17 protein-coding genes are annotated in these 17,103 nt (G+C 72.3%); 9 read left to right on the top strand and 8 right to left on the bottom strand.

Features of this window, described 5'->3' with window-relative positions; genetic code table 11:
• Nucleotides 1-5 precede the first annotated feature (5 nt).
• The gene (locus M8C13_RS16580) at nucleotides 6-557 is read left to right on the top strand and encodes a CGNR zinc finger domain-containing protein (RefSeq protein WP_252481492.1); all 552 of its coding nucleotides are present in this window, start codon (nucleotides 6-8) and stop codon (nucleotides 555-557) included.
• A gap of 4 nt (nucleotides 558-561) precedes the next feature.
• Here the strand turns inward: M8C13_RS16580 and M8C13_RS16575 are convergent, their stop codons facing one another.
• The gene (locus M8C13_RS16575) at nucleotides 562-1,635 is read right to left on the bottom strand and encodes an MBL fold metallo-hydrolase (protein WP_252481491.1); all 1,074 of its coding nucleotides are present in this window, start codon (nucleotides 1,633-1,635) and stop codon (nucleotides 562-564) included.
• A gap of 89 nt (nucleotides 1,636-1,724) precedes the next feature.
• Between M8C13_RS16575 and ligA the strand changes: the two genes are divergently transcribed.
• The 3 genes from ligA (at nucleotide 1,725) to M8C13_RS16560 (ending at nucleotide 5,262) form a co-directional block, all read left to right on the top strand.
• Nucleotides 1,725-3,716 carry an NAD-dependent DNA ligase LigA gene (gene ligA / locus M8C13_RS16570; RefSeq protein WP_252481490.1) on the top strand — a complete coding sequence of 664 codons (1,992 nt, stop codon included), beginning with the start codon at nucleotides 1,725-1,727 and terminating at the stop codon, nucleotides 3,714-3,716.
• 226 nt (nucleotides 3,717-3,942) lie between these two features.
• Nucleotides 3,943-4,668: a hypothetical protein gene (locus M8C13_RS16565; RefSeq protein WP_252481489.1), complete on the top strand. Its 726-nt coding sequence runs from the start codon at nucleotides 3,943-3,945 to the stop codon at nucleotides 4,666-4,668.
• A 21-nt stretch (nucleotides 4,669-4,689) separates the two neighbouring features.
• A complete protein-coding gene (locus M8C13_RS16560; RefSeq protein WP_252481488.1) occupies nucleotides 4,690-5,262 on the top strand; it encodes a hypothetical protein in 573 nt (190 codons plus the stop codon).
• 61 nt (nucleotides 5,263-5,323) lie between these two features.
• Here M8C13_RS16560 and M8C13_RS16555 read toward each other — a convergent pair whose 3' ends face one another.
• Entirely contained in the window at nucleotides 5,324-6,415 is a 1,092-nt protein-coding gene (locus tag M8C13_RS16555; RefSeq protein ID WP_252481487.1) for a winged helix DNA-binding domain-containing protein, read from the bottom strand.
• Between the two features lie 35 nt (nucleotides 6,416-6,450).
• Nucleotides 6,451-7,350 carry a LysR family transcriptional regulator gene (locus tag M8C13_RS16550; protein WP_252481486.1) on the bottom strand — a complete coding sequence of 300 codons (900 nt, stop codon included), beginning with the start codon at nucleotides 7,348-7,350 and terminating at the stop codon, nucleotides 6,451-6,453.
• 104 nt (nucleotides 7,351-7,454) lie between these two features.
• Here M8C13_RS16550 and M8C13_RS16545 point away from each other — a divergent pair, with 104 nt between their 5' ends.
• Nucleotides 7,455-7,820, top strand: a complete 366-nt coding sequence (locus M8C13_RS16545) for a darcynin family protein (RefSeq protein ID WP_252481485.1) — start codon at nucleotides 7,455-7,457, stop codon at nucleotides 7,818-7,820.
• Between the two features lie 25 nt (nucleotides 7,821-7,845).
• On the opposite strand, the gene M8C13_RS16540 is transcribed toward M8C13_RS16545, so the two are convergent.
• Nucleotides 7,846-8,502 (bottom strand): maleylpyruvate isomerase N-terminal domain-containing protein, encoded by a 657-nt coding sequence (locus M8C13_RS16540; RefSeq protein ID WP_252481484.1) that lies wholly within the window; start codon nucleotides 8,500-8,502, stop codon nucleotides 7,846-7,848.
• A 116-nt stretch (nucleotides 8,503-8,618) separates the two neighbouring features.
• Here M8C13_RS16540 and M8C13_RS16535 point away from each other — a divergent pair, with 116 nt between their 5' ends.
• On the top strand, nucleotides 8,619-9,935 hold the full coding sequence (locus tag M8C13_RS16535) for an SGNH/GDSL hydrolase family protein (RefSeq protein WP_252481483.1): 1,317 nt from the start codon (nucleotides 8,619-8,621) through the stop codon (nucleotides 9,933-9,935).
• The gene (locus M8C13_RS16530; RefSeq protein WP_252481482.1) at nucleotides 9,932-13,021 is read left to right on the top strand and encodes a glycosyl hydrolase 115 family protein; all 3,090 of its coding nucleotides are present in this window, start codon (nucleotides 9,932-9,934) and stop codon (nucleotides 13,019-13,021) included. The genes M8C13_RS16535 and M8C13_RS16530 overlap by 4 nt, the downstream gene beginning before the upstream one ends.
• Before the next feature lie 70 nt (nucleotides 13,022-13,091).
• Here the strand turns inward: M8C13_RS16530 and M8C13_RS16525 are convergent, their stop codons facing one another.
• The 3 genes from M8C13_RS16525 to M8C13_RS16515 form a co-directional block, all read right to left on the bottom strand.
• Nucleotides 13,092-13,478, bottom strand: coding sequence for a DUF3592 domain-containing protein (locus M8C13_RS16525; RefSeq protein WP_252481481.1), 387 nt, complete (start codon nucleotides 13,476-13,478; stop codon nucleotides 13,092-13,094).
• Nucleotides 13,479-13,671: 193 nt separating this feature from the next.
• Nucleotides 13,672-14,442: an SDR family NAD(P)-dependent oxidoreductase gene (locus M8C13_RS16520; protein ID WP_252481480.1), complete on the bottom strand. Its 771-nt coding sequence runs from the start codon at nucleotides 14,440-14,442 to the stop codon at nucleotides 13,672-13,674.
• Between the two features lie 64 nt (nucleotides 14,443-14,506).
• The gene (locus tag M8C13_RS16515; protein ID WP_252481479.1) at nucleotides 14,507-14,683 is read right to left on the bottom strand and encodes a hypothetical protein; all 177 of its coding nucleotides are present in this window, start codon (nucleotides 14,681-14,683) and stop codon (nucleotides 14,507-14,509) included.
• Between the two features lie 67 nt (nucleotides 14,684-14,750).
• Here M8C13_RS16515 and M8C13_RS16510 point away from each other — a divergent pair, with 67 nt between their 5' ends.
• Nucleotides 14,751-15,485 (top strand): MerR family transcriptional regulator, encoded by a 735-nt coding sequence (locus M8C13_RS16510; protein WP_252481478.1) that lies wholly within the window; start codon nucleotides 14,751-14,753, stop codon nucleotides 15,483-15,485.
• Nucleotides 15,482-16,024: an isochorismatase family cysteine hydrolase gene (locus M8C13_RS16505; RefSeq protein ID WP_252481477.1), complete on the top strand. Its 543-nt coding sequence runs from the start codon at nucleotides 15,482-15,484 to the stop codon at nucleotides 16,022-16,024. Before M8C13_RS16510 ends, M8C13_RS16505 begins: the two co-directional genes overlap by 4 nt.
• Here the strand turns inward: M8C13_RS16505 and M8C13_RS16500 are convergent.
• Nucleotides 15,957-17,054 carry a LacI family DNA-binding transcriptional regulator gene (locus M8C13_RS16500; protein WP_252481476.1) on the bottom strand — a complete coding sequence of 366 codons (1,098 nt, stop codon included), beginning with the start codon at nucleotides 17,052-17,054 and terminating at the stop codon, nucleotides 15,957-15,959. The genes M8C13_RS16505 and M8C13_RS16500 overlap by 68 nt on opposite strands.
• Between the last annotated feature and the right edge of the window lie 49 nt (nucleotides 17,055-17,103).

Raw genomic sequence — 17,103 nt, 5'->3', positions numbered from 1 at the left:
TCAAATTGCGTTTTGCCCCTGACACGGAGGAGTCGCTGGAGTTCGTGGTGATGCTCGGCAACACCGACCCCGGTGCCTCCCGCAGCGGCGCGGACGAGCTGGCCACCATCGAGCAGCTGGCCGAGTTGCTGGCCCGGTGCACCTACTCCGGTCGCATCGACCAGGACGAGGCCGAGCTGCGCGAGGTCCGCGCCACCAGGGACCTGCTGCGGCAGGTGTGGACACTGGGCCGGGACGAGGCGGTGGAGGTGGTCAACCGGATGCTGCGCGAGGCACGGGCGCTGCCCCGCCTGGCCCGCCACGACGGCCTGGACTGGCACATCCACGCCACCGCGCCGGACGCCCCGCTGGCCGAGCGCATCCGGGTGGAGGCCGCGATGGCGCTGGCCGACGTGATCCGGATGGACGAGATGCGCAGGCTCCGGGTGTGCGCCGCGCCGGACTGCACCGGACTGCTGCTGGACCTGTCCCGCAACGGGCTCAAGCGGTTCTGCGGGGTGCGGTGCGGCAACCGGATGAACATGATCGCGTTCCGGGAGCGCAAAGCAGGGCAGTGACGGCCTAGGGCCCCAACAGCTTCCACCACGGCACCACCGGCGCGGGCGCGGCCACGTCCACCCGCTCGCCGGGCCGGGGCACCGCCACCGCGACCTCGCGCGCCTTCGCCTCGGCCCACAGCCGGTCCACCGGCTCGGACCAGTCCTGCACGCCCAGCACGAACGTGGCCCAGTGCACCGGCACCAGCAGCCCGCCGCGCAGGTCCAGGTGCGCGGCCACGCCCTCCTCCGGCGTCATGTGGATGCCGGGCCAGTCCCGCACATACGCGCCGATCTGCACCAGGGTCGCGTCGAAGGGCCCGTGCTCCGCGCCGATCTCGGCGAAGCCGGGGAAGTAGCCGGTGTCGCCGGTGTAGAACACCCGGTGCGCGGGGCCGATCAGCGCATACGAAGCCCACAGCGTGTCGTCGCGTTTGAGCGCGCGCCCGGAGAAGTGCTGCGCCTCGGTCGCGATGATCTGCACCCCGGCCACGGTGGTGGACTCCGACCAGTCCAGCTCGATGATCCGCTCTGCCGGCACCCGCCAGCGCCGCAGGTGCGCCCCGACGCCCAGCGGCACCACGAACGGCGCGGTCTGGGTGCGCAGCAGGGCCCGCACGGTGGCCAGGTCCAGGTGGTCGTAGTGGTCGTGCGAGATGACCACCGCGTCCACTGTGGGCAGTGACTCCACCGGCGCGGGGGCCTCGTGCAGCCGTCGCGGCCCGCCGAAGGGCAGCGGCGAGACCCGTTCGCCCCACACCGGATCGAGCAGGATCAGCGCGCCGTCGAGCTCGACCAGCGAGCTGGAGTGCCCGTACCAAGTCAGGTGCACGCCCTGCCCGACCGGCGGCTCCGGCTCGACCAGCGGGACCGCGCCCGCCGGCTTGCGCCGCTGCTTGCCGAAGAACAGCTCGCGCGCCAGCCTGGCCCGCGCGCCGGGCGCGGCCGGCGCGTCCACCCGGTTGCGGAACAGGCCGTCGCGATAGTGCGGGGAGCGGGCCAGGCGATCCGCGGAGGCCCGGCCGCCCAGCTGGGCCGGTAGATCCCGCAGCGTCCACGCCAGGGCGGCGGCGAGCGCGCCGAGCAGGTATCGGGTCATGCCGCTGATTCTCCCCGGTCGAGCTGTGAGCGTTCTCAGCAGCGCGCGGCGCCCGGTGGTTGTCGGTGGTCGGCGGTAGTTTGACCACTGTGAACGCTGGGGAACGCATCCAGGAACTGGCCGACCGGATCGTCGCGCTGCGCGACGCCTACTACCGCGGCTCGCCGCTGGTGGCCGACGCCGAGTACGACGGGATCGAGGACGAGCTGCGCGCCTTGATCGAGGCGAATCCGGAGCTGGCGCCGGATCCGAACCCGCTGGAGCAGGTCGGCGCGCCCACGGTGCTGCACGCGCCGGTCCGGCACGCCCGCCCGATGCTCTCGTTGGAGAAGGCGACCAAACCGGAGCAGGTGGCCGCGTTCTTCGACCGGTTCCCCGGCCAGCCGGTGGTGGTGATGCCCAAGCTGGACGGGCTCTCGCTGTCGGTGGTCTATGAGAACGGACGGCTGGCGCGGGCGGTCACCCGTGGCGACGGCAGCACCGGCGACGACGTGACCCCACTGGTGCGCGCCCTGGTCGACGGCGTGCCCGAGCGGGTGGACGCGCCCGGCCGGGTGGAGGTGCGTGGCGAGGCGGTGATGCTGCGCTCCACCTTCGCCGCCTACAACACCGCGCACCCGGACAAGCCGCTGATCAACCCGCGCAACGCCGCCGCGGGCACCCTGCGCGCCAAGGACCCGGCCACCGTGGCCGAGCGCCGGCTGCGCTTCTTCGGCTTCGACCTGGACACCTCCGCCGGTGGCGCCGCGGTCGACCTGGAGCAGGGCCTGCGCGACCTCGGCCTGGACGGCGCGGACATGCGGCTGTGCACCGACGCCGAGCAGGCGCAGGCGGTGATCACCGAGATCGAGCAGGGCCGCAACGACCTGGACTACGACCTGGACGGCGCGGTGCTGCGGCTGGCCAACCGGGACGCCTACGGGGCCGCGGGCACCCGCTCCAGCTCCCCGCGCGGCGCGCTGGCGTTCAAGTTCGCCGCCGAGGAGAAGACCACGGTGCTGGCCGATGTGGTCTGGGACGTCGGCAAGACCGGCAAGATCGCCCCGGTCGCGGTGCTGGAGCCGGTGTTCGTCGGCGGCACCACGGTCACCCGCGCCACCCTGGCCAACCAGGAGGTGATCCGGGCCCGCGGCATCCGGATCGGCGACACCGTGCTGGTGCGCCGGGCCGGCGATGTGATCCCGTTCGTGGCAGGCGTGCTGGACGAGTCCAAGCGGACCGGCGCGGAGAAGGAGATTCTGCCGCCCCGCCTGTGCCCGTCCTGCGCGCAGCCGCTGACCGAGCAGGGCAACAGCCGGGAGTTGTTCTGCACCAACGCTTCCTGCCCCGCCCAGTCCGTACGCAGGCTCATCCACTGGGCCTCCCGCGCGGCCGCCGACATCGAGGCCGTCGGTCCGGTGTGGATCGAACGGCTGGCCGAGTCCGGTGACCTGGAGCAACCCTCGGACTTCTACACCCTGACCGCGGAACGCCTGCTGGAGTTCGACCGCATCGGCGAGGTCTCCGCCGCCCGCATGATCGACTCCATCGACAAGAGCCGCAACGTCGGCCTGCGCCGGGCCCTGATCGGCCTGGCCATCCCGATGGCCTCCGAGGGCACCGCCACCCGGTTGTGCCGCGCGGGTTTTGGCTCGCTGGAGGAGGTCGCCGACGCGGGCGAGGAACGACTGGTTGAGGTGGAGGACATCGGCCCGAAGGTGGCCGCCTCGCTCATCGAGCACCTCGCCCGGCTGCGCCCCGAGCTCGAGCGCCTGCGCGAACGCGGTGTCTCCCTGGACGTGCGCGAGGAGGACCTGCCGCCGGTGGTCGCCTCGGACGCGCCGCTGGCCGGCAAGACCGTGGTGGTCACCGGCGCGATCAGCGAGCCGCGCTCCGGGGAGAAGGTGCCCAGGCCCACTTTCCAGCGCCTGTGCGAGAAGGCGGGCGCGACCATCGCCTCCTCGGTCTCGGCCAATACCGATCTGCTGATCACCGGGGCTGACGTCGGCGCGAGCAAGCTGACCAAGGCGGAGAAGCTCGGCGTGGAAGTGGTGGACCAGAGCGAGATCTGGCGGCAGCTGATCGAGGCGGGCATCGCCTAGCGGCGGGGCCGATACCCGGGGGCGGGCGGGGCCGGTAGGGCATTTATGCCACCATTGACGCGTCAATTCTGACGGGTTTTTGTGGCCGCTGCCGTACGCCGTCCGATTGGTCGGTTCGGAGTATTTTCCGTGCGGTGTCCGCTCCTATACGGTCGGTGCTGTCGGGGGCGTTTGGTCTGCGTCATTTCGTTTTCCTCGACCCCCGTACTCGTGAGGGGACAATCCGATGAGAACAAAGTCCAGCTGGCCGAGAACGGCCAGAATGCTCGCGGCGGTGGCCGGAATGGTCGTCCTCGGCGGCATCATCGCCGCCGGGCCGGCCAACGCCGCCCCGGCGCCCGCGGCGAGCGCCGGCATCGTCGAGGCAGCCAAGTCCGCGCCCGCGAAGGCCGCGCCGGCCGGTCCGGCGTTCACCGGCTGGGTGTGCGCGGGCTCGCCGATCCCGGACAACCACGTGATCACGATGCTCAACGGCAACGGGTGCGGCGGGGGCGGTTCCTGGTACCTGGAACCGGTGCGCAACGGCATGTGGACCTGCCTGGGCTCGCCCGTGCCCACCCCGTACGTGATCACCATGCTCAGCCCGAACGGCTGCGGCGGCACCGGCCGCTACCTCGAGCTGCCGCGCAACGGGCAGTGGATCTGCCTCGGCTCGCCGCTGCCGGACGGCTACGTCATCACCATGCTCAGCGCGAACGGTTGCGGCGGCACCGGTCAGTACATCGAGCTGCCGCGCAACGGGCAGTGGACCTGTCTCGGCTCGCCCATTCCGGCGGGCTACGTCATCAGCATGCTCAGCCCGAATGGCTGCGGCGGCACCGGCCGGTACATCGAACTCGCCAGAAGTGGTATGTGGGTCTGCCTCGGTTCACCCATTCCGCCCGGTTACGTCATCACCATGACCAGTCCCAACGGCTGCGGTGGTATGGGCCAGTACATCGTGCGCGCCTGAAATTCGTGAGGAGCTGAACTGGTGAACATCAAGTCCCGCTGGTCGGCAATGTTCAGAAAACTCGCCGCGCTCACCGGCATGGTCCTGCTCGGCGGTGTGCTGGCCGCCGGACCGGCCGCCGCGGCCCCGGTCCCGGCTCCGGCGAGCCCGGCCTTCACCGGCTGGGTGTGCGCGGGTTCGGCGATCCCGGACAACCACGTGATCACGATGCTCAACGCCAACGGGTGCAGCCGGGGCGGTTCGTGGTACCTGGAGCCCGCCCGCAACGGTCAGTGGACCTGTCTGGGTTCGCCGATCCCGGTCCCGTACGTGATCACCATGCTGAACGGCAACGGCTGTGGTGGCATGGGCCGCTACATCGAACTGCCGCGCAACGGGCAGTGGACCTGCCTCGGCTCGCCCATCCCGGACGGCTACGTGATCACCATGCTGAACCCGAACGGCTGCGGCGGCATGGGGCGCTACATCGAACTGCCCCGCGACGGGCAGTGGGTCTGCCTCGGCTCGCCGATCCCGCCGGGCTACGTCATCACCATGACCAACCCCAACGGCTGCGGCGGTATGGGCCAGTACATCGTGCGCGCCCGTGCCTGACACTGGGTGAGCACACCGGGTTCGGCCCGTTCGCCCGTCGCGCGAACGGGCCGTTCCGGTGTCAGGGCTCGATCCGCACCCGGTTGCTTTCCTTGTCCGAGAGGAACAACGCCAGCTGCTCCGCCTCCTCGGCCACCGCGGTCCGGTCGGCCTTGGTGAAGCGGTCCAGCGGTGTGACCACCACGGTGTCGGTCTGCACGGTCCAGGTCGCGGCGACCCGGCCGTGCACCAGCACCACGCGGGCGCCGGCCACGGACAGGTTGCGGTGCGCGTCGTCGATGATCCGGGTGCGGTCCTGGTAGCCGAGGATCGCGTTGTCGAAGGCGGGCAGGAACCGCACCGGGGCCGGGGTTTCCGGGTCGGGCAGTGGCGCGCCGGGCAGGTCCAGCAGCTCCCGGCCCCGCTCGTCCCGGTAGCTGACCAGCTCCGGGCGCAGCGCGGCCACCGCGGCGGGCAATCCGGCCGCACCGCTCCAGGCCCGCAGGTCGGCGGTGGCCGCGGGGCCGAAGGCGGCGAGGTAGCGCCGGAGCAGGTTCTGCCCGGCCGGATCGGCCGGATCCGGGTCCAGCGGGTCGATCTCGCGGCCCACCCAGTCGGAGAGCAGCGCGTAGCGCGCGCCGCCCTTGGCCCGCCACAGCCCTCGCGGCGGGGTCTGCACCATGGTCAGCAACCCGGCGACCAGCATCTCGCCGAGCGCCCTGGTGTCCGCCGAGGGCCAGCGCGCCAGCACCGCCCTGGCCAGCTCGGGCATCGAGCGGTACGCCCCGTCGGCCATCGCCGCCCGGCCCGCGGCGGCCAGCTCGTCCAGGTCCACTCCGGCGAGCTCCCTGCGGTACACCCCGGTCACCCGCTGGCGCAGCATCGCGTTGTGCCGGGCCCGCCAGGCGAGGGTGTCCGCGGCGGTCAGCAGGTGCACGGTGCGGCGCATCAGGTGGGTGCGCACCACCTGCCGGCCGGTCAGCAGGTCGGAGAGCACGGCGGGGTCGAAGGCCCGCAGCCGCGACCACAGCCCGATGAAGGGTTCCTGCGGTTCCTGGGCCTGTAGGCCGCCCACGTGCGCGACGGCGTCCAGCACCGGCAGCTCGGCGCGGTCGAGCAACAGCTGCCGGGCCAGCGTCGCGCGGTTGAGCGCCCGGGTGTCGAGAACGGTCACCGTGCTGACCTTAATGACCGCACCGACATCGGCGGTCAGCCCACGGTGGCGCGGATGGTCTCGCGCAGCCAGCGCTGCGCCGGGTCGGCGTCCAGCCGCGCGTGCCAGCACAGTCGCACCCCGGTCCCCGGCAGCCGCGCCGGAATCGGGAACCAGTGCAGGTTCAGCGCCTCGCCGAACTGCTCGGCCAGGCGTTGCGGCACCAGGCCGACCTGGCGGCTGGCCGCGACCAGCAGCACGGCCACCGCGGCGGTCGGCACCACGGTGGCCACGTGGCGGCGCAGGCCCACGGCCGCCAGCACCTCGTCGAGCGGACCGCGGGCGAGGCCGCGGCGGGAGGCCGAGACGTGCGGATGTTCGCACAGTTGAGCCAAGGTCGGCCTGCGGACGCGGGCCAGCGGGCTGTCGGCGTGCACGATGCCGACCGCGCGTTCCCGGTACAGCAGGGCGGTGCGCAGGTCGGGCGCGGTGGCCTCCTGGTCCGCGCCGATGTCCATGTCGACCGAGCCGTCCCGGAGCGCCTCGATGCTCTCGCTGCCCTCGGTGACGAAGCGCAGCACCACCCCCGGCGCGAGGGCGGCGGTGGCCTCGACCACCGCGGTGGCCAGGGTGGCGGCCACGCCGTCGTTGATGCGGATGGTGAAGGTGCGCTTGAGCTCCCCTGGGTCGATCTCCCGGTCGGCGCTGATCAGCGCGGCAGCCTCCTCCAGCAGGGAACGCACCCTCGGCGCGGTGCGCAGCGCGAACGGGGTGGGCGCCAGGCCGCGACCGGCGCGCACCAGGATCGGGTCGCCCATGGCCCGCCGCAACCGGCCCAGCGCCCGGCTGGTCGCCGGGATGGACAGGTGCAGGCGCTCGGCGGCCGCGGTGACGCTGCCGTCCTGGAGCAGGGCGTCGAAGACGCGCAGCAGGTTGAGGTCGAGCTGGTCGGGCATGGTTTGCATGCTACGCAACTCTGGCTTGCTCAAGTTGCGTGGCGCGCAGGGATGAGCGGTCTCTAACTTCGGTGGCACAGCACATCAAGAAGAAGGAGAAAGCGATGCCCGAAGAGGCGTTCGAGCCGGGCTTGACGGCGTTCATGCTGGTGAAGACCTCGCCGGAATGGCTTGGCATGTCGGTGGAACAGCGCGTGCACGCGTTCACCACCGAGGTCCTGCCCGCGATCAACGAGCGGGCCAAGGGCGTCCGGTCGCGGTTCTTCGACACCGAGTTCTACTCGGCGCGGGTCACCGACGTGTGGCTCTGGGAGGCCCGGGACCACGAGTCGTACCAGCTGCTCATCGAGGCGCTGCGGGACACCCCGTTCTGGGACCGCTACTTCGAGGTGGTGGAGATCCTGGTCGGCGTGGAGAACGCCTACGCCAAGAACAACAACCTCGACACCTTCGCCACGGTCAACGCCTGAGCCGGGGCGGCACGGGCGCTGACCCTCAGCCGAGCACGAACGGCAGCCGCTCGGCCAGTTCGCCGAGCTCGGCCAGCTCCGCCGGGGTCGGCGCCCGCCGCCCGGTGCCCACCAGCAACGCGTCCCGGTCGCTGAACGAGGCCGGGAACCTGGCCCCGGCCAGCTGCTCCAGCATCGCCCTGGTCCGCGCCAGCCCGGCCTCGGGCGGCCCGGCCACGCCCGGCAGGTGGGCCACCAGGTCGAGGTGGTGCAGCGTCCACTCCAGCACGTACGCGCCGAGGTAGTCGCCAGCGGTGAGCACCTGGCCCTGGGTGCCGACCGGGCGGCCGGGATCGGCGAGCAGGGCCGCCCGGCCCGCGGCCGCGCCGACGTCGTCCAGGTGGAACTTGAGCAGTGCGGGGTCCTGGTAGGCCGCGGCCAGCCGGACGATCAGCGCGTCCAGCGGGTCCTCGCCGGTGGGCGGGGTGTGCCCGACCGACCAGTAGGTCACCGCGTCCCTGGTCGGCTCGGTGTCCGCGGGCGTGACCAACGTGATCAGCACGTCCTGGGCGTCGATGACCAGGTGGCACACCAGGTCCCGCACCAGCCAGCCGGCGCAGCCCGAGGGCCGGGCGAAGTCCTCGTCCGCGAGGTCGGCCACGGTCGTGCGCAGCGCCGTCCAGGAGTCCGTGAACAGATCCATGGCGGCAAGTTACCGGCGGGCCGGACCACCGTGCTCGCTCGAAAGTTTCCGAAACTTGTTGTTACGTTTGGTGGACGCTCCCTACATTCGGTCTTCCGGCCCGGAAGGAGCTGTCCTTGTACCCCTTCGCCGCCCGCCCCCGCCGGGGCAGACCCGCCGCCCTCGTACTGGCCGTGCTCGCACTCGTGCTGGCCACCTCCTCCGGAGCCGCCGCCACCCGGCCGGACCGCGCGGGCGCGCACTGGGTGCACACCTGGACCGCCATGCCGCAGCAGGCCGCCACCGCCGACCTGCCACCGCCGCCGTTCACCCAGGACGGCGTGGTGCTGGCCAACGCCACGCTGCGCCAGACCGTGCACGCCTCCCTGGGCGGCACCCGGATCCGGCTGCGGTTCTCCAACGCCTTCGGCACCGCGCCCCTGCCGATCGCCGCGGTGTCGGTGGCGCTGCCCCAGGGTGGCGCGGCCGGGGTCAGCGCTGTCCAGCCGGGCTCCGTGCGGCCGGTTACCTTCCAGGGCAAGGCGTCCACCATCGTGCAGCGCGGGGCGCAGACGGTGTCCGATCCGCTGGACTTCCCGGTGGCCGCCCAGGCGAACCTCACCGTGACCGCGTACCTGGCGCAGGGACTGCCGTCGAACTCGGTCACCGCGCACCCCGGCTCCCGCACCACCTCGCACCTGGCGCAGGGCAACGAGGTCATGGCCACCGACCTGACCCGGCCGACCGCCACCGACCGCTGGTACCTGCTCAGCGGGATCGAGGTGTGGTCGGGGGCCTCCGCCGCGGCTGTCGCGGTCGTCGGCGACTCGCTGACCGACGGGCGCGGCTCCACCCACAACCTGAACAACCGCTGGCCGGACCGGCTGCTCGCCCGGTTGCAGGCGAACCCGGCCACCGCCGCGGTCGCCGTGCTCAACCAGGCCGCGGGCGGCAACCGCGTGCTCAACCACGGCATCGGCCCCAGCGCGCTGTCCCGGCTGGACCGGGATGTGCTGGCGCACAGCGGGGTCGCCTGGCTGGTGCTGTTCGAGGGGATCAACGACATCGGCGGCTCCGCGCTCACCGAGCAGGCACAGCAACAGATGTCCGAAGAGCTGATCGCCGCCTACGACCAGATCATCATCCAGTCGCACGCCCAGGGCATCCGGGTGTACGGGGCGACCCTGCTGCCCTTCGGCGGCTCCAGCTACGACGACCCCGGCAACCTGCGGGAAGCCACCCGCCAGCGCGTCAACGACTGGGTCCGCACCAGCAACCGCTTCGACGCGGTGATCGACCTGGACCGGGCGGTCCGGGACCCGCGCGACCCGTCCACCCTGCTGCCCGCCTACGACACCGGCGACCACCTGCACCTCAACCCGGCCGGTTACCAGGCCCTGGCCAACGCCGTGCCGGAACGCCTGTTCACCGGTGTGAACGGGAGCCCGCGATGACGGCCGAAGGCGTGCAGCGCAGGGACTTCCTCCGGCTGCTCACGGCGCTCGGCGCGGCCAGCGCGCTCACCCCCGGCGTGGCCTCGGCCGGGACCGAGGAGTACGTCACCGCGCAGCGTGGTGGTGGCCGGTTCCCCTTGGTGGCAAAGGGAAAGGCCGCGACGCTGGTGGTGAGCTCGGCGGACGCGCCCGGGGTGCGCCGGGTGGCCGCCGACCTCCAGGCCGACGTCGAGCGGGTCACCGGCATCCGGCCGGAACTGGTGACCGACCGGATCCCGCCCGGCCCGGTGGTGCTGATCGGCACCATCGGCGCCAGCCCGCTGGTGGACGAACTTGTTGCGTCCCAACGGCTTGACGTCACCGGCATCGCGGGTGCGTGGGAGACCTCGCTGAGCCAGGTCGTCGGCGGCCGGCTGGTGCTCACCGGCAGCGACCAGCGCGGGGTGATCTACGGCGTCTACGAGCTGTCCCGGCGGATCGGCGTCTCGCCCTGGTACTGGTGGGCCGACGTGCCGCCGGTCCGGGCCGCCGAACTGCACGTGCGGGGCCAGCGGCAGAGCCTGGGCACGCCGGTGGTGAAGTACCGCGGGTTCTTCATCAACGACGAGAACCCGGCGCTGGGCACCTGGGCCCCGGCCTACTTCGGGCCCGGCCTGGCGCCCGGACACCCCGGTGGGTTCAACCGCCACTTCTACGCCAAGGTCTTCGAGACGATGCTGCGGCTGCGCGCCAACTACCTGTGGCCCGCGGTGTGGGGACGCGCCTTCGCCGAGGACGACCCCGGCAACCACGCCATGGCCAAGGAGTACGGCGTGGTCATGGGCACCTCGCACGAGGCGCCCATGATGCGCGGCATCGAGGAGTGGAACCGGCACGCGGTGCCCGCGGTGCGCGACCAGGACGGCAAGATCGTCACCCCTGGCCGGGATCCCTACGGCGGCACGGGGGAGTGGAGCTTCCGGCGCAACGCCGAGGCGGTCAAGGCGTACTGGGCCGAGGGCATCCGCCGGATGGTGCGCGAGGACTTCGAGGGCGTGGTCACCATCGGCATGCGCGGCAACGGTGACACCCGCCTGCCCGACGGTGACGGCATCGAGCTGATGCGGGAGATCCTGGCCGCCGAGCGGGAGATCCTGGCCCGCGAGACCGGCCGCGACGTGACCACCGTGCCGCAGGTCTGGACCCTGTACAAGGAGGTCCAGCGCTACTGGGACAAGGGTTTGCGCCCGCCCGACGACGTGACCGTGGTGTTCACCGACGACAACTGGGGCAACATCCGCAAGCACCCCGATCCCAAGCTGCCACCGCGCGCCGGCGGGTACGGGCTGTACTACCACTTCGACTACGTGGGGCTGGGGCGCAACTACAAGTGGGTGGACACCACCCTGCTGGCCAACACCTGGGAACAGCTGCACCAGGCCATGGCCTACGGCACCGACCGGCTCTGGGTGGTCAACGTCGGGGACATGAAGGGCCAGGAGCTGCCACTGCAGTTCTTCCTGGACTACGCGTGGGATCCGCACGCGTGGCCGCTGGAGCGACTGTCCACATGGGAGCGTCAGTTCGCCGGGGAGAACTTCGGCCGGGGACTGGCGGCCGCGGTGGCCGAGGTGATGCACACCTACGGGTCGTTGCAGTCCCGCCGCAAGCCGGAGCTGCTCAACCGGCGGATCACCCTGGACCCGGCCAAGGACCCGGCGACCGACCCCGACGCCGTGGTCTACGACGACCAGGCGAGCCCGTTCAGCCTGGTGCACTACCGCGAGCTGGACACCGTCACCGAGCAGTGGCAGGCCCTGGCCGCCCGCGCCGAGCGGCTCGCCGCCCGGGTGCCCGCGGCCTGCCGGGACGCCTACTTCGAGCTGGTCGGCTACCCGGTGCAGGCCTCGGCCAACCTCTACGCCCTGCGCCGCGCGGAGTTCACCAACCTGCTGCACGCCGCCCAGGGCCGGGCCTCGGCCAACGAGCTGGCCACCGTCACCGAGGCCCGCTTCGCGCAGGACCAGGCGCTGGCCGAGCGCTACAACACCGGGATCGCCGGCGGGAAGTGGCGGGGGTTCCAGACCCAGCCGCACATCGGCTACGGCGACATCGCCCGCTACGGCCCGGACGCGCCGTGGCAGCAACCGGAACGCGACCACATCGCGCTGCCGGATGAGGTCTTCCCCCCGGTGCGCAGGCTCACGTTGCCGGTCGCCGCCGAACTGGGGGTCGCCGTGGACGGCGACGAACGCTGGTGGCCCGCCGCGCCCGGAAACCCCGTGCTGCCGGAGTTCAGCCCGTTCCAGACCACGCCGGGGCAGTACCTGGACGTGTTCAACCGCGGCCGCACACCGTTCCACTGCACGGTGACCACGGGCGCGCCCTGGCTGCTGGTCGAACCCAGGGGCGGCAAGGTGACCACCGAGCTGCGGATGACCGTGCGGGTGGACTGGGCGCGGGCGCCGAAGGGCACAACCCGTTTGCCGATAACGGTTTCCGGCGCTGGGCGGCAGGTCACCGTGCAGGCCGTCATCGCCAACCCCGAGCTGCCCGCGGCCTGGCGGCGCGGCTTCATCGAGGCCGGTGGCCACGTCTCGATGGCGGCGGAGCACTGCTCGGCCAACATCGGCACCGCGGCCGCGAAGTGGCGGCGCATCCCGGACCTGGGCCGGACCGGCGCCGGGATGACCCCGTTCCCGGTCACCGCGCCGAGCCAGGCCGTGGGCGCGGGACCGCGGCTGGAATACCGGATGACGCTGTTCACCACCGGCCCCGTGAGGGTGTGGGCCTACCTGTCACCGCGGTGCAACGTGCTGCCGGGCAGCGGGCCGCGCTACGCGGTCGGCTTCGACGGGGAGCGGCCGCAGGTGGTCAACACCACCACCGCCTCCGGCAGCGACGACATGACCATGAACCGCCAGTGGGCCCGGGCCACCTCGGACAACGTGCACCGCCTCGCGACCCGGCACGTCATCGCCGAGCCGGGGCCGCACGTGCTCACGGTGTGGATGGTCGACCCGACCGTGGTGCTGCAACACCTCATCGTCGACACCGGCGGACCGCGACCGAGCTACTTCGGCCCACCCGAAAGCCTGCGCCTCTGAGCGATCAGTTCAGCATGGGTTTCCGCTTGACCAGCAGCGATGACTTTTCGAGCGGCACAGGGCGGAAGGGCTATCGGACCTTTGTCCTCGACATCCGGGCGAGATGCCAGGTCACCGCGGGAATGGCCGCTGCGGCGAGGATCGTGATGGCCGCCATCAGGTAGGCGAAGGACCGGTCGCCGGTCGCGCGCGCGTCGTCGACATCCGACGTCGGGTCGGCGGGGTCGTAGACGATCTCGATCTCCTCACCTACCGCGACCGCGGGACCGGACAGCCGCTGCCCGATCAACGCCCGCACCTGCCTGCCGTCCTGGGTGCGGAACTCCACTTCGTCGCGCTTGTGCGTGTCCACCACCTTGGCCATCGCCCGCCGGCCGCGCTCGGCCAACGCTTGGTCGTTGCTCCACACCTGGTAGGTCGCCCAAGCGAAGCCCCCGATCACGATCGCGCCGACCAACCCGAACAACCACGCCGGCGGACGCCGGGACGACAAGTTCCCCATGGGTGCGAGGTTCCTCGCCGCGCACTTCCCCAAACCCGCCATGACGCGCCGCGCCCCGGCGTTGCGCCTGCCGATAACGGACGCGCTGATCTTGGAACACCTTGCCGCACCGGCAAAGCCGACACGCGAGCTCGTTCTGAACTGACTACTAAGACCGCAGGTACGAAGCCCCGTTGAGATCCACGATCGTCCCGGACGCCCAGGCGGACTCCGGCGCGGCCAGGTGCAGCACGGTGTGCGCGATCTCCTCGGGTGTGCCGACCCGGCCGAACGGGCTCTCCCGGCGCAGCGCGTCCCCGGTCTCGCCACCGAGCTTGGCCTGCTGCCGCTCGGTGGCGACGAACCCCGGCGCCACCGAGGTCACCGCGATCCCGTGTGGTGCCAGCGCCACCGCCAGCGACTGGCCGAGGGCGTGCAACGCGGCCTTGCTCGCGCCGTAGGCCGGGTGGGCCGGTTCGCCGCGGAAGGCGCCGCGCGAACCGATGTTGACGATGCTGCCCGGCGCGCCGCGGTCGATCAGGTGCCGGGCCACCGCCCAGGACACGTTGGCCGCGCCCAGCAGGTTGACCTCGATCATCTGCCGCCAGGCGGCGACCCAGTCCGGGTAGCCGACCTCGGCGGGGTCGTGCCGGTTGGCCGCGGTGGGGGCCACGGCGGCGTTGTTGACCAGCACGTCCACCCGGCCCAGCGCGGCCACCGCGTCCGCGGCGATCCGTTGCGCGGCAACCGGATCACCGAGATCACCGGTCACCAGCGCATGCCCGTCGCCCGGCAGTGCGGCCAGGGTCGCCTCGGCGTCCTCGTGCGCCCTGGTGCTGTGCACGGCCACCCGCTCGCCCGCGCCGGCGAAGGCCACCGCCACCGCCCGGCCGATGCCCCGGGACGCCCCGGTGACCAGCACCCCTCTGCGCTCCACCACCGCGCCACCCCTCCCGAACCCGTACGCCCTCGTCCGGGAAGTACACCAGGTGCCGCCCCGGTGTTCAGGCGCGGCGCACCGTGAGCTCGTCGATCAGCGTGCCGCCCTCGGCGAGCGCCCGCACCGTCATCCGCGCCGGTGCCACCTCGACCGCCACCAGGCCGTACCCGCGGTAGCGCACCCGGGACCAGCCGACCCTGGTGCCGGTGTGGCGGTCGCTGTTCTTCTTGAAGCACTTCATCAATCGGCCTGCGCCAGGGCTGTGACTTCCCGCAGTGCGCGGGCGGTCGCCCGCTAGACTCGGGCCGGTGCTCACCATCAGCCAGCTCGCGGCCACCGCGGGCGTGACCGTGCGCGCGGTCCGGCACTACCACCAGGTCGGCCTGCTGCCCGAGCCCGAACGCGACTCCTCCGGCTACCGCCGCTACCCGGCGCAGGCGGCGGTGGACCTGATCCGGATCAAGACCCTGGCCGAGGCCGGGGTGCCGCTGGCCCGCATCGACGCGCTGCGGCACGCCCAGCCTGCCGAGTTCGCCGAGGCCGTGGCCGACCTCGACGCGGAGCTGCGGCGCAAGATGGACCAGCTCGCCGAGCACCGCCGCCGGATCGCCGCACTGGTCAGCGGCGACGGGCTGGTGCTGCCGCCGGAGGTGGTCGCCAACCTGGACCGGATGCGCGCCCTCGGGGTCAGCGAACCCACGCTGCGGCTGGAACGCGACACCTGGATCCTGTTGCAGGCACTGGACCCTGAGGCCGTGCCGGAGTGGGCGGCGGCCAAGAAGGCCAGCTTCGAGGACCCGGAGACGGTGCGCCTGTTCCTGCGCTGCGACGAGTCGCTCAGCTGGGAGCCGGATGATCCCCGGGTGGACGAGTTCATCGAGGAGCTCTACGCCTGGGAGCTCCAGCGCGGCCACGACGTCAGCGAGGCGGACCAGGCGCGGTTCGCCTTCTCCCGGGTCGCCGAGGCATCCCCGACCTGGCAGCGCATCTTCGCCGAGCTGGACCACCGCCGCAAGGCCGCGGCACAGGCGGCCCGGACATGAGGCCGGCGCTGCTGATCGTGGACATGCAGGAGGTGCTGATCCCGCTGATCTGGCGCGGGGCGGCACTGGCCGACCGGATCGCCGCGCTGGCGCGCACCGCCCGCGACCGGGGTGTGCCGGTGATCGCGTTGCGGCAGACCGGCGACCCCGGCACGCTGTTCGACCCCGAGTCGCCGGGCAGCCAGTTGAGCACGCGGCTGGGCCTTGCGCCAACGGACGTGGTGGTGCCCAAGACCGCCACGGATGCCTTCTACCGCACCGATCTCGCGGCCCTGCTCGCCGAGCGGGGCGTGGACACCGTGGTGCTGACCGGCGTGGCCACCGACTACTGCGTGGACGCCACCGCCCGGTCCGCGCTGAGCCACGGCCTGGACGTGCTGCTGGTCGGCGACGGCCACGCCCCGGCCGCCGAGGGCGACCCCGAGGCGGGGCTGAGCGCGGAGCAGATCGTCAACCGGCACAACCGGATCCTCAGCACCGGCATCCACCCCGGCGGCACGGTGCGGGTGTGCGCGGCGGCGGAGGTGTTCCGGGACTGACCAGGAGGCCGGCCGGAGCTCGCGCCGTGGACTCCCGCACCACCAGCCGGCCCGGGTGCCGCACCGCGCCGGTGGCCGGTGCGCCGCGGAGCGCGGCCAGCAGGTGCCGCACGGCGGCCGTGCCCAGCTGGGGCAGATCCAGGTCGATCGTGGTCAGCGAGGGATCGCCGTCCTCGGCGAAGATCTCCCAGTTGTCGTAACCCACCACCGCGACGTCCTCGGGCACCCGCAGGCCCAGCTCCGGCAGGACCTGGGTGACCCCGGCCGCGATCTGGTCGTTGCCGCAGAAGACCGCGTCGACGTCCTGGGTGTCCGTGACCAGCTCACGTGCGGCCTGCCTGCCCCAGCGCTGCGACCACTCGCCGTAGCGCGGTTCGCCACCGGCCAGCGGCAGCCCGTGCTCGGCCAGCACCTGGCGGACGGTGACGGCGCGCACCCGCGCGGCCTGATAGCCCTGCGGGCCGGTGATGTGCGCGATGTGCCTGCGCCGCAAGGAGATCAGGTGCTCGATGGCCAGCCGCGCCCCGCCCGCGTCGTCGGAGACCAGGCAGAGGTCGGCCGGATCGGCGCTCTGGCAGTAGGCGTACACCACGGGCACCGGGATGTCGGCGGTCACTGACGGGCGGATGTCGTTGCTGTGCCCCACGATGAGGAAACCGTCGACCTGCCGGGCCAGCAGCGTGCGGATGTGCTGCCTGCGCCGGACCGGATCGCCGCGGGCATCGCAGAGCAGCACCGACATCTCCTCGTTGGCCAGCGCGTTCTCCGCGGCCAGCAGGATCGGCATGGCGAACCGGCCGCCCAGGTCGTCGGTGAGCAGGCCGATGGCGCGGGTGGTGCCGGAGGTCAGGCTGCGGGCCAGGGCGTTGGGCTGGAAGGACAACTCGGTCGCCGCGCGCAGCACGCGGGCCCGGGTGGCCGCGGCCACCTCGTCCCGGTCGTTGATCGCCTTCGACGCGGTGGCGATCGAGACACCCGCCAGCCTGGCCACATCCGCCAGTGTCACCGCCTCCGACCGGCGCCTGCCCATCAAGATCCTTTCGACGCGGTATCGACTGCGTGTTCGACGGCCACTGCCT

Source organism: Crossiella sp. SN42, from assembly GCF_023897065.1.
Taxonomy (GTDB): Bacteria; Actinomycetota; Actinomycetes; order Mycobacteriales; family Pseudonocardiaceae; genus Crossiella.
The sequence above is the reverse complement of the archived record's forward strand: the minus strand, read 5'-3'. Positions and strand labels throughout refer to the sequence as shown.

What these genes read in the sequence shown, in the direction of transcription:
- M8C13_RS16550 (WP_252481486.1), bottom strand. Translation starts at nt 7,350, where the DNA reads ATGCCCGACCAGCTCGACCTCAACCTGCTGCGCGTCTTCGACGCCCTG.
- M8C13_RS16500 (WP_252481476.1), bottom strand. Translation starts at nt 17,054, where the DNA reads ATGGGCAGGCGCCGGTCGGAGGCGGTGACACTGGCGGATGTGGCCAGG.
- M8C13_RS16540 (WP_252481484.1), bottom strand. Translation starts at nt 8,502, where the DNA reads ATGGATCTGTTCACGGACTCCTGGACGGCGCTGCGCACGACCGTGGCC.
- M8C13_RS16565 (WP_252481489.1), top strand. Translation starts at nt 3,943, where the DNA reads ATGAGAACAAAGTCCAGCTGGCCGAGAACGGCCAGAATGCTCGCGGCG.
- M8C13_RS16505 (WP_252481477.1), top strand. Translation starts at nt 15,482, where the DNA reads ATGAGGCCGGCGCTGCTGATCGTGGACATGCAGGAGGTGCTGATCCCG.
- M8C13_RS16545 (WP_252481485.1), top strand. Translation starts at nt 7,455, where the DNA reads ATGCCCGAAGAGGCGTTCGAGCCGGGCTTGACGGCGTTCATGCTGGTG.
- M8C13_RS16530 (WP_252481482.1), top strand. Translation starts at nt 9,932, where the DNA reads ATGACGGCCGAAGGCGTGCAGCGCAGGGACTTCCTCCGGCTGCTCACG.
- M8C13_RS16515 (WP_252481479.1), bottom strand. Translation starts at nt 14,683, where the DNA reads ATGAAGTGCTTCAAGAAGAACAGCGACCGCCACACCGGCACCAGGGTC.
- M8C13_RS16575 (WP_252481491.1), bottom strand. Translation starts at nt 1,635, where the DNA reads ATGACCCGATACCTGCTCGGCGCGCTCGCCGCCGCCCTGGCGTGGACG.